General features: G+C 70.0%; 9 protein-coding genes. 1 reads left to right on the top strand and 8 read right to left on the bottom strand.

Annotated features, from left to right (window positions below; all coding sequences use genetic code 11):
- Positions 1-9: 9 nt before the first annotated feature.
- The 8 genes from BM430_RS05505 to BM430_RS05470 all read right to left on the bottom strand — a co-directional run bounded on the left by BM430_RS05505 (position 10) and on the right by BM430_RS05470 (position 12,296).
- Positions 10-2,691, bottom strand: coding sequence for a nitrate reductase (locus BM430_RS05505; RefSeq protein WP_093566209.1), 2,682 nt, complete (start codon positions 2,689-2,691; stop codon positions 10-12).
- A gap of 364 nt (positions 2,692-3,055) precedes the next feature.
- Positions 3,056-4,669: a sulfite reductase subunit alpha gene (locus tag BM430_RS05500; RefSeq protein WP_093566206.1), complete on the bottom strand. Its 1,614-nt coding sequence runs from the start codon at positions 4,667-4,669 to the stop codon at positions 3,056-3,058.
- Between the two features lie 255 nt (positions 4,670-4,924).
- Entirely contained in the window at positions 4,925-6,712 is a 1,788-nt protein-coding gene (locus tag BM430_RS05495; RefSeq protein WP_093566204.1) for a NirA family protein, read from the bottom strand.
- Positions 6,713-6,723: 11 nt separating this feature from the next.
- Positions 6,724-7,941: an NAD(P)/FAD-dependent oxidoreductase gene (locus BM430_RS05490; RefSeq protein ID WP_093566198.1), complete on the bottom strand. Its 1,218-nt coding sequence runs from the start codon at positions 7,939-7,941 to the stop codon at positions 6,724-6,726.
- A gap of 4 nt (positions 7,942-7,945) precedes the next feature.
- Positions 7,946-8,740 carry an ABC transporter ATP-binding protein gene (locus BM430_RS05485; RefSeq protein WP_093566196.1) on the bottom strand — a complete coding sequence of 265 codons (795 nt, stop codon included), beginning with the start codon at positions 8,738-8,740 and terminating at the stop codon, positions 7,946-7,948.
- Positions 8,741-8,751: 11 nt separating this feature from the next.
- A complete protein-coding gene (gene ntrB / locus BM430_RS05480) occupies positions 8,752-9,612 on the bottom strand; it encodes a nitrate ABC transporter permease (protein ID WP_093566194.1) in 861 nt (286 codons plus the stop codon).
- A gap of 1 nt (position 9,613) precedes the next feature.
- On the bottom strand, positions 9,614-10,900 hold the full coding sequence (locus tag BM430_RS05475) for a CmpA/NrtA family ABC transporter substrate-binding protein (RefSeq protein ID WP_093566193.1): 1,287 nt from the start codon (positions 10,898-10,900) through the stop codon (positions 9,614-9,616).
- A 742-nt stretch (positions 10,901-11,642) separates the two neighbouring features.
- Complete coding sequence (locus tag BM430_RS05470; protein ID WP_093566191.1) at positions 11,643-12,296, bottom strand: glutathione S-transferase; 654 nt, start codon at positions 12,294-12,296, stop codon at positions 11,643-11,645.
- Positions 12,297-12,591: 295 nt separating this feature from the next.
- Here BM430_RS05470 and phaZ point away from each other — a divergent pair, with 295 nt between their 5' ends.
- Positions 12,592-13,821, top strand: a complete 1,230-nt coding sequence (gene phaZ / locus BM430_RS05465; protein ID WP_093566189.1) for a polyhydroxyalkanoate depolymerase — start codon at positions 12,592-12,594, stop codon at positions 13,819-13,821.
- The last annotated feature ends 106 nt before the right edge of the window (positions 13,822-13,927 follow it).

Below are 13,927 nucleotides of genomic sequence, written 5' to 3'. Positions count from 1 at the left end.
CAGATGCGCCTATGCGGAAGCGGGTGCAAGTTCGGCGGCCAGCAGCTTGCGGATCTCAGGGATGCACGAGCCGCAATTGGTGCCGGCCTTGCAGGCGGCTCCCACCGCCTCGACCCCGTGCGCCCCGCCCTTGATCGCCGCCCGGATCGTGTCGAGCCCGACGGTGTGGCAGGCGCAGACCAGCGGGCCGGTGCCGGCGCTCTCCGCCCGGCCGGAGATGAGCGCCCGGCGCGCAGAGGGCTCCAGCAGCTCCTGGGTGCGGAAGAACGCTTTGGCGGCGTCCCAGGTCGGGCGCTCGGCGGCCGGCGCCAGGGCGATCACGCCGAGGAGCTGCCCGTCGCGGAAGGCGGCGGCGCGGTACCGGCCGCGGCCCGGATCGGCGTACTCGCTGAAGGTGGCGCCGGCAAACAGCTCGCGCATCAGGGCGGCGGCCTCGCTCGGGCCGTCCTGGGCAGCGAAGATCAGGCCGGTCGCGCCGTCCAGCGTCGCCCGCGCCCACCACCAGCCGAAGGACGCTGCCACGCTCTCGCGGGTGATGAGGTAGCCGCGGGAGCGGTAGGGCTCGGGGGCGATCGAGGCCGGGGTCGCCTTGAGCTCCGGCTGGCCCGAGACCGGGTCGACCGCCCCCTGCGCCAGCGCGCCGACGCGGCCGTCCGAGGTGTTGGCCTCGCTCCAGTGCATCGGGGCGAACAGCATGCCGGGCTGGGCGCCCGGCGTCACCATCACCTCCAGCACCGCGGCGCCGTGGGCGGTGCGCACCCGGGCGAGGTCGCCGTCGGTGAGCCCGGCCGCCGCCGCGTCGTCGGGGTGGATCTCGACGAAGGGGATGGCGCGATGGGCCGAGAGGCGCGGGCTCTTCCCGGTGCGGGTCAGGGTATGCCAGTGGTCGCGCACCCGGCCGGTATTGAGGCGTAAGGGCAGCGCGTCGCTGGTCGCTTGCGCCAGGACCGGCTTCTGCACCGCGACGAAGCGGGCCTTGCGATCGCGGGTGAAGAAGCCGCCATTGGCGAAGAACCGCGTCTGCGGCGCCTTGGCCTTGCGGGTCAGCGGCCACTGCACCGGCGCGGCGGCGGCGTAGGCGGCATCCGTGATGTCGGAGAGCCCGCCGAGATCGAAGTCGCGGGTGCCGCGGTTCTCGAATTCCGACAGCGCGGCGTGCTCGCGGAACACCGCGGCGGCACTCGGCCAGGCGAAGGCCTTGGAATGGCCCAGCCGCTTACCGACCTGCGCCATGATCCACCAATCGGCCCGCGCCTCGCCCGGGGCCGTCAGGAAAGCGCGCTGGCGCGAGATGCGGCGCTCGGAATTGGTCACCGTGCCGTCCTTCTCGCCCCAGGCGAGGGCCGGCAGCAGGATCGCGTTGCGCGCCCGCACCGTGTCGGTGTCCGCCACCACCTCGGAGACCACGTAGGTATCGAGCTTCTGGAGCGCCGCCCGCACCCGGTCGGCCCGGGGCATCGAGACCGCCGGGTTGGTGCCCATCACCCACAGCGCCTTGATCTTGCCGCGCTCGATCGCCTCGAACAACGCCACCGCCTTCATCCCCTCGCCGGTGATGATGTTCGGCGCGTTCCAGAACCGGCGCACCAGATCCACCTCCTCGGGGGTGAAGTGCATATGCGCCGCCAGCATGTTGGCGAGCCCGCCGACCTCGCGCCCGCCCATGGCGTTGGGCTGGCCGGTGAGGGAGAACGGGCCCATGCCGGGCTTCCCGATGCGGCCGGTGGCGAGGTGGCAGTTGATGATCGCGTTGGCCTTGTCGGTGCCTTGCGCCGACTGGTTGACGCCCTGCGAGGTGGCGGTGACGACCCGCGTCGTGCCGCGGAACAGCTCGAAGAAGGTCGCGACCTCGGCCTCGGTGAGACCGGTCGCGGCGGCGGTGGCGGCGACGCTCGGGGCGATCTGGCGGGCGCGCTCGAGCGCGAGGTCGAAGCCGGCGGTGTGCTCGGCGATGTAGCGCGGGTCGAGGGCGCCGTGATCCGCGAGGTGGACCAGGAGGCCGGAGAACAGGGCCGTGTCGGTGCCGGGCTTGAGGCCGAGGAAGAGGTCGGCCTCCTCGCCGGTCTGGGTACGACGGGGGTCGATGGCGACGATCTTCGTGCCGCGCTTTTCCCGCGCGTCGAGCATGCGGCGGAACAGGATCGGGTGGCACCAGGCGGTGTTGGAGCCGACCAGCACCAGGAGGTCGGCCTCGTCGAGGTCCTCGTAGCAGCCCGGCACGGTGTCGGAGCCGAAGGCGCGGCGGTGGGCCGCCACCGAGGACGACATGCACAGGCGTGAATTGGTGTCGACGTGCGGCGTGCCGATGAAGCCCTTCGCGAGCTTGTTGGCGACGTAGTAATCCTCGGTGAGCAACTGGCCCGAGAGGTAGAACGCCACCGAGTCCGGCCCGTGCGCCGCGATGGTGCGCTTGAAACCGTCCGCCACGGCGTCCAGCGCCTCGTCCCAGGTCGTCCGCCGCCCGGCGATCTGCGGGTGCAGCACCCGGTCGTCGAGGGAGAGGGTCTCACCGAGCGCCGAGCCCTTCGAGCACAGCCGGCCGAAATTCGCCGGGTGCTGCGGATCGCCCGCCACGCTGGCGCCCCCCTGCCCGTCCGGCCGGGCGAGCACGCCGCAGCCGACGCCGCAATACGGGCAGGTGGTCCGGACGGGAGCGGCCTCGGGCGTGAGGGCCGGCACGTGCAGGTTCATGGGAAGAGCCTTTCGCCGGGGGTGGGGGTGAGGGCCGGTCGGCCGAGACAAGCAATATTCAAGCCGCGGGTCGTCTCCGGCGGATCGCAGGTCACCTGAGACGATCGATCGGGTGACGCTGCGTAGCGCCAGCCTGCGATCGATCAATCCGACAGAATTGCCACCCTCCATGTCATCCCGGGGCTCGCCGCAAGGCGAGAACCCGGGATCCATAACCGCCGAGGATGCACAATCAGGCGGAACGCGGTCCGCTTCCTCCTGCTTCGTCGGCGGTTATGGATCCCGGGCTCCGCTGTCGCGGTCCCGGGATGACGCGGAGGATGATGGTTGGCGCGGGGAGCAACGAATAAAGTTTCGGACGATTTCAGTACACGTCCGCCTGATACCGGTTCGCCTTCTTCAGCGCGGCGAGATACGCTACCGCCTCCTCCGCGCTCTTGCCGCCGTGGGCCGCCGCCACGTCGATGATCGCGCGCTCGACGTCCTTGGCCATGCGCTTGGCGTCGCCGCAGACGTAGAAGTGGGCGCCCTCCTCAAGCCAGCGCCACAGCTCGCGGCCGTTCTCGCGCATCCGGTCCTGGACGTAGGTCTTCTCGCCACCGTCCCGCGACCAGGCGAGCGACAGGCGGGTCAGCACGCCCTCGTCCTTCATCGCGTTCAGCTCGTCGCGGTAGAAGAAGTCCGAGGCCTGGCGCTGGTGGCCGAAGAACAGCCAGTTCTTGCCCGGCGCCTTGACGGCGGCGCGCTCGCGCAGGAAGGCGCGGAACGGGGCGATGCCGGTGCCCGGCCCGACCATGATCACCGGGGTCTCCTGCGTGGAAGGCAGGCCGAAGCCGTGGGCCTTCTGGAGATAGACCTTCACCTTGGCGGTCTCGGCGAGGCGCTCGCCGAGATGGGTCGAGGCGACGCCGAGGCGCAGGCGCGAGCGATGGCTGTAGCGCACCGCATCGACGGTGAGCGAGACCCGGCCCGGATCGGCCTTGGGCGAGGACGAGATCGAGTAGAGCCGCGGCTGCAACTCGTCGAGGGCTTCGAGGAAGACCTCGGCGTCGGGCCGGGCGCCCGGGAATTTATGGAGCGCGCCGAGCACGTCGAGATAGGCCGCGTCGCCGTCCGGATCCTCGCCGGCGCTGAGCGCCTGGGCCTTCTTGCGCTGCGCGCCGGAGGTGAGGAGCGAGAGGAGCTGGAACAGCCCGTCGGGCGCGCCGCCGAGGGAGTAGTTGGTGAGGAGATGATCGCGCAGCGTCTTCTCGCCGAGCTTGGTGGCGATGATCCGCTCCGGCCGGGCACCGAGCTCGGCGATCACCGCATCCGCCAAAGCCGGGGCGTTGGCGGGGAACAGGCCCAGCGAATCGCCGACGACGTAGTCGATGCCCGTGCCGGTCAGATCGATCTCGACGTGCCAGGTCTCCTTCTCGCCCCCCGGCGCGTTGAGGCGGCGGCGCGACAGGAACACCGCCTCGGCCGGGTTCTCGCGGCAGAGACCGTAGGGGCCGAGCGGCGCCTCCGCCTTCGGGGCATTGTCGGAGGCGGGGGCAGCCGCGCCGGCCGGGGCCTCGGTGCCGAACTCCGCCTCCAGCTTCTTCAGCATCCGGAGCGTCTCCTTGCCGCCGGGCTGGCACAGGTTCAGGCGCTCCTCCTTCTTGAGGAAGATGGCGTTGGCATAGTCGGCGCAGTTGTATCCGCACTGGCCGCAATCCTGCTGGGCCATGGCGGCCATCAGCTTCTGCGGCTCGGAGCGGTCCTTGGCCAGGGTCATGCGGTCGTCGAGGCCCATCGACGGGTCGTGCCAAGGCGCATCGCCGTTGTCGGCCAGCGCCGGCCCGCCGGGTGCCTCGCCGGCCGGAAGCGCCGTCGCGCCCTCGACCGCCGGCCCGAGCAGGGCCGCGAAGTAACCCGACAGCCAGGCGCGCTGGTCGGTGTTGAAGGGGGCGGATTCGGGGATCAGGACGAGCGGGGGAGCGACGTGCTGGGTCATCGGAGAGATTACCGAAGAAGAGTGGCGTTCCGCCGGTGATGCACCGGCCGTCTCCTCTCCCCGCGGGCGGGGAGAGGACTGTGTTCCCATCCAGGGAACACAGCAAGCGGAGGCGAAGCCGGAGCGGGGATGAGGGGGTCTTTCCGGAGGAGTCTCACGCGGAGACACCCCCTCACCCTCGCCCTGCGGGCTCGCTGCATCCCCTGGACGGGGACGCAGCCCTCTCCCCGCCCGCGGGGAGAGGAAAAGGGTGCCTTACTCGGCAGCCTCGAGCATCCGCTCGGAGGCCAAGGCCTTCAGCGCCTCCGGCCCGCGGCGGGCGGTGTAGGCCTGGAAGGTCTCCTCCGGGCCGGTGCGGTGCCGGAGGTAATCGGTGAGCAAGGTCTCGACCCGGCCGGGGCACTCCTCGGCCTTCACGGCCTTCCAGATCTCGGTGCCGATCTTGGCCGCCTCGCCGAAGCCGCCGCCGACCACGATGTCGTAGCCCTCGACGGTGTCGCCCTCCTCGCTCACTACCACCTTGGCGCCGATCAGCCCGATATCGCCGATATAGTGCTGGGCGCAGGAATGGTGGCAGCCGGTGAGGTGGACGTTGACCGGCACGTCGAGCCCCGGCACCGCCGCCTCGACGTGGTCGGCGATGAGCAGCGCGTGGCCCTTGGTGTCGGAGGCCGCGAACTTGCAGCCGCGGTTGCCGGTGCAGGCGACGAGGCCGGCGCGGATGCTCGACGCCTTGGTGGAGAGCCCGAGGGCCGCCACGCGGGCCTCGACCTCCGCCACCTTGTCGTCGGGCACGCCGGAGAAGAGAAAATTCTGCCAGACGGTGAGACGGATCTGGCCGTCGCCGCACTCGCGGGAGATCTCGGCGAGCGCCCGCATCTGGTCGGTGGTCATCTTGCCCACGGGGAGCACCACGCCGATCCAGTTGAGGCCGGGTTGCACTTGGCTATGCACGCCGACATGGGCGTAGCGGTCGAAGCCGCCGCGGGGCTTCACGTGCGCCGGATCGACCCGCTCCAGCTTGCGCCCGAGCTTCTCCTCCACGGCGGCGAGGTACTTGTCGTAGCCCCAGGCGTCGAGGACGTACTTCATCCGCGCCTTGTTGCGGTTGGTGCGGTCGCCGTTCTCGATGAAGACCCGCAGGATCGCGTCGGCGACGGCGTTGCACTCCTTCGGCCGCAGCACCACGCCGGTGTCGCGGGCGATGTCGCGGTGGCCGGTGATGCCGCCCAGCACGAGACGCATCCAGATCCCGGGCTCGACCGCGGCGCCCTCCATCACCTCGATCGCCTGGAAGCCGATGTCGTTGGTCTCCTCCAGCACCGGCAGCACGCCGCCGCCGTCGAAGGCGACGTTGAACTTGCGCGGCAGGCCGAAGAGCGAGCGGTCGTTGAGGATGTGGTTGTGCCAGGACTTGGCGAGCGGCCGCGTGTCGAGCAGTTCCTGGGCGTCGATGCCGGCGGTGGGCGAGCCGGTGACGTTGCGGATGTTGTCGGCGCCGGCGCCCCGGGCGGTGAGGCCGAGATCGACCAGCCCGTCGAGGAAGGGCTGGCCGTGCTCAGGGGAGATCTCGCGGACCTGGAGGTTCGCCCGGGTGGTGACGTGGCTGTAGCCCCCGCCATGGGCATCGGCGAGATCGGCGATGCCGGCGAACTGCCAGTGGTGCAGAATGCCGTTCGGGATCCGCAGCCGGCACATGTAGGAGTTCTGGGCCGGCGCGACCCAGAACAGCCCGTGATAACGCCAGCGGAAATTGTCCTCGGGCTTCGGGGCCTTGCCGGTCTCGGCCTCGGCGATCAGCCGGTTGTGGCCGTCGAACGGGTTCTCGGCCCGCTTCCACTTCTCCTGCTCGGCGAGCTTGCCGCCGTTCTTCACGGTGCGGTCCTGCGCCTTGATGTGGATCGCGTCCGGCCCAGTCGGCTCGGCGGCGGGCGCCGAGGCGCTGCCCCCGGCGGCGAGGCCGCCGGTCATGCGGATTGCGGCGATGCCGTGGGAGAAGCCTTCGAGGTAGCGCTTCTGCTCGGCGTTGAAGTCGTCGGCCATCGCGGGCTCCTTCACGCTGCGAGGGGTTGGGGGACGGGACGGCCGAACATCAGGTCGTCCCGGTCGTCGGGACCGATCGGGTCGCCGGTGCGGATCAGGGTCTTGCACCAGCCCTGCTCGGCGACGTCGCCGACGAAGACCGCGCCGATCAGGCGGTCGCCGTCGATCACGAGCTTGCGGTAGAGGCCCGCGGCCGGATCGCTCCAGGTCACGGCCTCGGCGCCGTCCGGCACGTCGACCGCACCGGCGGAGAAGACCGGCAGACCCAAAACCTTCAGGCTCGTCGCGAGCGAGGTGCCGGCATACGCGGCGTCGGCCCCGCAGAGGTGGCGGGCCAGCACCTCGGCCTGCTCGTAGGCCGGCTCGACGAGACCGTAGGTTTGGCCCCGGTGCTCGGCGCATTCGCCCAGCGCGTAGATGCCCGGAACCGAGGTCGTCATCGTGTCGTCGACCCGGATGCCGCGGCCGATATCGAGCCCGGCGCTGGCCGCCAGCGCCGTCGAGGGGCGCACGCCGACCGACATCACCACGAGGTCGGCCGGCAGCACCGTACCGTCGGAGAGAACAAGGCGCTCGACCTTGCCCTCGCCCTCGATCGCGGCGGTGTCGGCCTTCAGGATCACCCGGACGCCGCGGGCCTCCATCGCCTCGCGCACCAGCCCTGCGGCGGCGTGGTCGAGCTGGCGCTCCATCAGCCGGTCCATGACGTGCAGGAGCGTGGTGTCTACGCCGAGCCGCGCCAGCCCGACCGCCGCCTCGAGCCCGAGGAGCCCGCCGCCGATCACGATCGCCCGCGCGCCCGCCACCGCCGCCCGGCGGATCGCCGCCACGTCGGCGAGATCGCGAAAAGTGATGACGCCGGGCAGGTCCATGCCGGGCTTCGGCAGCCGGATCGGCACCGAGCCGACGGCGAGGACCAGCTTGTCGAACGGCAGCACCAGCCCCTCGCCGACCGTCACGACGCGCTCCGCGGTGTCGATCGCGGTGGCGGGCGCGCCGGTGACCAGGGTGATGCCGTGCTCGGCGTACCAGTCGAGGCCGCGGAAGGTGCAGGCCGCCTCGTCGACCTCGCCGCCGAGCAACGACGACAGCAGCACCCGGTTATACGCCGCCACCGGCTCGGCGCCGACGCAGGTGACCGCGAAGCGGCCGGGGGCGGCCTCGGTCAGCCGCTCCAGGAAGCGGAGCGAGGCCATGCCGTTGCCGATGACGACGAGACGCTCGGTCATGGGATCAGGCCGCGATCGCGGGCTTGGCGTGACGGGCGTAGAGGAATTCCAGCACCTCGGCCCGGGCATGGGTGTAGGTCGGGTCCTCGACCAGCTCGAGGCGCTTGCGCGGCCGGGCGAGCGGCACCGTCAGGACTTCCCCGATCGTGGCCGAGGGACCGTTCGTCATCATCACGATCCGGTCGGAGAGCAGCACCGCCTCGTCGACGTCGTGGGTGATCATGATGACGGTGTTCTTGAGCCGCAGGTGGATCTCCATCAGCTGGTCCTGGAGATGCGCCCGGGTCAGCGCGTCCAGCGCACCGAAGGGCTCGTCCATCAGCAGCACCTTCGGCTCCATCGCGAGCGCCCGGGCGATGCCGACGCGCTGCTTCATGCCGCCGGAGATCTCGTGCGGGCGCTTCTCGGCGGCGTGGGTCATGTTGACGAGCGCGAGGTTGTGCTCGATCCAGTCGCGCCGCTCCGCCCGGCTCTTCTTCGACTTCAGCACCTTGTCGACCGCGAGCGCGACGTTCTCGCGCACGGTGAGCCAAGGCAGCAGCGAGTGGTTCTGGAACACCACGGCGCGCTCGGGGCCGGGGCTGTTGACTTCCTTGCCGTCGAGGAGGACGCCGCCGGCCGAGGCCTTGAGCAGGCCCGCCACGATGTTGAGCACCGTCGACTTGCCGCAGCCGGAATGGCCGATCAGCGAGACGAACTCGCCCTTGGCGATCTTCAGGTTGACGTTGCGCAGGACTTCCGTGGTGCGGCCGCCCCTCGTGAAGCTGATGCCGACCTGTTCGAGGCTGAGATGGGTCATGGTTGGCCTCCTCAGGCCGTGGCGGTGCCGCGGGTGACGAGGTGGCCGAGGCCGGCGACGAGGCGGTCGAGCACGAAGCCGATCACCCCGACATAGACCAGGGCCACGATGATCTCGCTGATATGCGAGGAGTTCCAGGCGTCCCAGATGAAGAAGCCGATGCCGACGCCGCCGATCAGCATCTCCGCCGCCACGATGGCGAGCCAGGACAGGCCGACGCCGATGCGAAGGCCGGTGAAGATGTACGGGGCCGCCGAGGGCAGCATCACCTTGGCGAAGAACTCGAAGGCGTTGAGGCGAAGTACTGCCGCGACGTTGCGGTAATCCTGCGGGATGTTGCGGATGCCGACCGCGGTGTTGATGATGATCGGCCAGATCGAGGTGATGAAGATCACGAAGATCGCCGAGGGCTGGCCGTCCCGGAAGGCGGCGAGCGAGAGCGGCAGCCAGGCGAGCGGCGGGATGGTGCGCAGGACCTGGAAGATCGGGTCGAGCCCGCGCATCGCCCATTCGGACTGGCCGACCAGCGTCCCGAGCATCACGCCGGCGATCACCGCCAGGGTGAAGCCGAGCGCGACGCGCTGGAGGCTGGCCGAGATGTGCCAGAACAGGCCCTTATCGGTGCCGCCATTGTCGTAGAACGGGTGGGCGATGATCTCCCAGGCTTCCGTGACGACGCGCGACGGCGGCGGCAGGCCGGCGCCGGGGCGCTGGCACAAAACCTCCCAGAGCAGCAGGAAGACCGCCAGCACGACGAGCGGCGGCACGATGCGGAGCGCCAAGCCCTTCAGGGCGGCGCGGGTGACGAGGGGGCGCTTCACCCCCTCGGCTTTGGCGGCGCCGAGGCGCCCGAGGCTTAATCCGAGCGCCATCTCACGCCACCTTCTTGATGCCGAGGCTGTTGAGGTAGGCGGAGGGATCCGCCGGATCGAAGACCTTGCCGTCGAAGAAGGTCTCCTTGCCGCGCGACGTCGAGGCGGGCGCCGTGACGCCCATGCCCTTCGCCACCTCGCGCCAGATGTCCTCGCGGTTGACCTTCTCGATGAGGGCCTTGGTGTCGGTCTGGGGATCGAACTTGCCCCAGCGGATGTCCTCGGTCAGGAACCACAGGTCGTGCGACTTGAACGGGTACGACGCGTTGTCGGCCCAGTACTTCATGATGTGCGGGCTGTTCGACACCTTGCGGCCGTCGCCGTAATCGAACTCGCCCTTCATCCGCTTGACGACGTCGGTGGCCGGGACGTTGATCCACTGGCGCTTGGCGACGATGCCGGCGAGCTCGTCGCGGTTCTCCGGCTTGTCGCACCATTGTTGCGCCTCCATCACAGCGGCCAACAGCGCCTTGGCGGCGTTCGGGTACTTGTCGACCCAGGCGGCGCGCATGCCGAGCGCCTTCTCCGGATGGTCCTTCCACAACTCGCCGGTGGTCAGCGCGGTGTAGCCGATGCCCTGCGTGATCAGCTGCTCGTTCCACGGCTCGCAGACGCAGAAGCAATCCATCGTGCCGACCTTCATGTTCGCCACCATCTGGGGCGGCGGCACGACGATGGTCTCAATGTCCTTGTCGGGATCAATGCCGCCGGCGGCGAGCCAGTAGCGGATCCAGAGATCGTGGGTGCCACCCGGGAAGGTCATCGCCGCCTTCACCGACTTGCCGGACGCCTTCTTGCGCTCCAGGGCCGCCTTGAAGGGCTTGGCGTCGAGGGCGACCTTGTCGCCCATATGCTCCTTGGCAACCGAGATGCACTGCCCGGCGAGGTTGAGCCGCGCCAGGATGTACATCGGGACGGGCACGTTGTTCTGCGTCACCCGGCCGGCGCTGATCAGGTAGGGCATCGGGGTCAGGATGTGGGCCCCGTCGATGCCGTTGCCCTCGGAGCCGAGGACCAGGTTGTCGCGGGTGGTGCCCCAGGAGGCCTGCTTCAGTACCTCGACGTCGGGCATGCCGTGACGCGCAAAGATCCCCTTCTCCTTGGCGACGAAGAGGGGGGCGGCGTCGGTGAGCGCGATGAAGCCGAGCTTGGCGCCCTTCACCTCGGGGCCCGCACCCTGCGCGAAGGCGCCGCCCGGCAGGGCGACGCGGCTCGCCGCCGCCAGGGACAGGGCGCCCGCCGCCCCCTTGAGGATGCCGCGACGCGTGGTGTGCTCAACGCTGCTCATCGTTTGCCGTGCCCTCAAGCCGCTTGCGCCGTCGTGGCGCGGATTCCGGTGCCGAAACGCAAAAAACCGCTGCCCAAGGTCTTCCGCCGGCCGCGCGGTTGCGGGCCCACAGGGGAACTCGGGTCAGCGGCTCTGCTGACGGTCGGTGTCCGTCGACGCTGACGGACGAGAGAGGAAAAGCAGGTTCCGTGCCAACTGCCGGGCGGCCAGTTCAAGTCATTGGAATTGAAACGATTCGCGGCTTGGCTGGGGTAGATCGTGGGGCGGCTTGGCCGATTGGTGCGATGCACAAATGATGGGCTGGTGGATGGAGAATGGGCAGGGGTGTGATGCTCAGAGATTAGGCGACAACGGGGTTGGCGCGCGGATGGGCATCGTTCGCCGGAACGGCCCACCACGTCGCGTCACGCTCCGGCGCCAGACCGAGGCTTCCGAGTGCAACCGTCATCGCAGGCTGCGCGATAAAGACAGGAACGACGCTGAGAGCATGGTCGATAGCCTCGACCGCATCGACGTCCTCCGGGTCATCCCGGGGCCGCGCAGCGGAACCCAGAGTCCAGATCCTCAGGTCGTCCAGAATAAAGCGGAGAGCATGCCGCTTCGTGCTGCATCACCTGAGTGTCTGGATTCCGGGCTCCGCTTCGCGGCCCCGGAATGACGCGGAGAATGTGGAAATCGGGAGCGATATCGATCAAATGGACTCTGAGACACAAAAGCAGGGAGAGAATTCCGGCGCCCGCCCTCAAAACTCCATGTCGAGTTCCTCGATCTCCTCCGGCTCGTCCGCCGCCGCGGCGACCCAGTCGCGCATCAGGTCCCAGTCCATGATCCGGTCGCGGTAGGCGGCGCAGTCCGGCGGCAGGTCGACGCCGTAGGTGACGAAGCGGGTGCAGACCGGGGCGTAGATCGCGTCCGCCACCACCGGCCGCTCGCCGAACAGGAACGGCCCCCCGTGGGCCCGGAGCGCCTCCTGCCAGATCTCGACCACCCGGGCGATGTCGGCCCGGGCGCCGCCCCAGAGCTTGAAGTCGTTGTAGCGGGCGCGCAGGTTCATCGGCAGGGCCGAGCGCAGGTTGACGAAGCCGCCATGCATCTCGCCCGAGATCGAGTGCGACCAGGCGCGGGCGGCGAGTTCGGCGGGCAGGAGGCCGGCTTGCGGCCGTACCTCGGCGAGGTACTGGGCGATGGCGAGCACGTCCCAGACCCGCACCGACCCGTGGGTCAGCCGCGGCACCAGGAACGAGGGCGAGAGGTGCAGGAGCTCGGCCCGGCTCGCCGGATCGCCCGACAGCACCTCCACGGCGAGGTCGAGCCCCGCCATGCGGCAGAGGAGCCAGCCGCGCAGCGACCAGGACGAGTAGTTGCGGATTGAGATCGTCAGCGTCGCCTCGGCCATCCGGTCCTCCCCGGGCCGTCATCGCGCGGCCCGTCTGCCCCTGGGTTCACGGCCCCGCGATCCAAGACTCGTGCCGGTCGGCCTCGGCGCGAGGATGCCGGGGCGCAATCTTCGCACAAGTCGCGCGGAGCTAGACTGCAGAGGACAGAAACTTGGCACGAGGGTCGCATCCCGCGAGCGCAGGGGATGGCTGCCGCCGTTCCGCCGAAAGTCCGGTCGCGGGTGGGGAAAGCCGTGCCGTACGCTTGCCGGCGGGCCGAATCCCGCGCGTGTCCGTGAGGGAGAGCCCGGGCCGATGCTGTACGATGCCTTCGAGGTCCAGTCGGACGCCGCCGCCGCGACGCGCGCCTGGGGGCGGGTGCTCCACGAGGGCGCCGCTCCCTGGATCGGGGCCGGCTACGGCGCGCCGGCGACCTGGGTCGCGGCCGCCGCCCGGATGATGATGCGGGCCGGCCTCACCCATGCGCGGCCCTCCTACGGGATCGAGACGGTGGGAACCGGCAACCGCGAGGTGCCGGTGACCGAAGAGCCGGTGCTCTCGACGCCCTTCGGCACGCTGCTGCGCTTCCGCAAGGACCTGGTCAGCGAGCAGCCCCGGGTGCTGGTGGTGGCGCCCCTGTCGGGCCATTTCGGCACGCTCCTGCGCGGCACCGTCCGCACCCTGCTCGCCGACCACGACGTCTACATCACCGACTGGCACAATGCCCGCGACGTACCGCTCAGCGCCGGCCGCTTCGGCTTCGACGACTACGTCGCCCACCTGGTGCAGTTCCTGGAGGCGATCGGCGAGGGCGCCCACCTCGTGGCGGTGTGCCAGCCCTGCGTGCAGGCGCTGGCCGCCGCCGCCGTGATGGCCGAGAGCCGCAACGCGGCCCACCCGGCGAGCATGACCCTGATGGCCGGCCCGGTCGACACCCGGATCAACCCGACCAAGGTCAACGAGCTCGCCACCTCGAAGCCGATCGCGTGGTTCGAGAAGAACCTGATCGCCACCGTGCCGCGCCGCCATGCCGGGGCGGGGCGGCGGGTCTATCCGGGCTTCATGCAGGTAGGAGCCTTCATGTCGATGAACGCCGCGCGCCACATGCACGGCCATCTCGACCTCTACTGGCATCTCGCCGAGGGCGAGACCAACAGGGAGGCGCAGGCGAAGGCGGCGCAGATCGAGACCTTCTACGACGAGTATTTCGCCGTCCTCGACCTCGCAGCGGAGTTCTACCTCGAGACGGTCAAGACCGTGTTCCAGGACGCGACGCTGGCGCAGAACAAGCTGACCTTCCGCGGAGCGCCGATCGACACGCGGGCGATCCGCAGGACCGCCCTGATGACGGTGGAGGGCGAGCGCGACGACATCTGCGCCGTCGGCCAGACGGTGGCGGCGCACGACCTTTGCATCGGCCTCAAACCCTTCCGCAAGAGCCACCACCTCCAGGCCGGGGTCGGCCATTACGGCGTGTTCTCCGGCCGCAAGTGGGAGGCGCAGACCTACCCCCTGGTGCGCAATTTCATCCAGGCCAACGCTTGATCCGCGAGGCCGCAGGCCTAGCTGGGAGACCGTCGGCACGAGGCTCCCGGCACGAGGCTCCCGGCACGAGGCTCCGCCCGGACGCTTTGCCGCTCAAATTTCGGTC

The sequence above is a fragment of the Methylobacterium sp. 174MFSha1.1 genome (assembly GCF_900116815.1).
In the GTDB taxonomy this organism is placed as follows: domain Bacteria; phylum Pseudomonadota; class Alphaproteobacteria; order Rhizobiales; family Beijerinckiaceae; genus Methylobacterium.
This window is presented reverse-complemented; position numbering and strand designations above follow the sequence as displayed.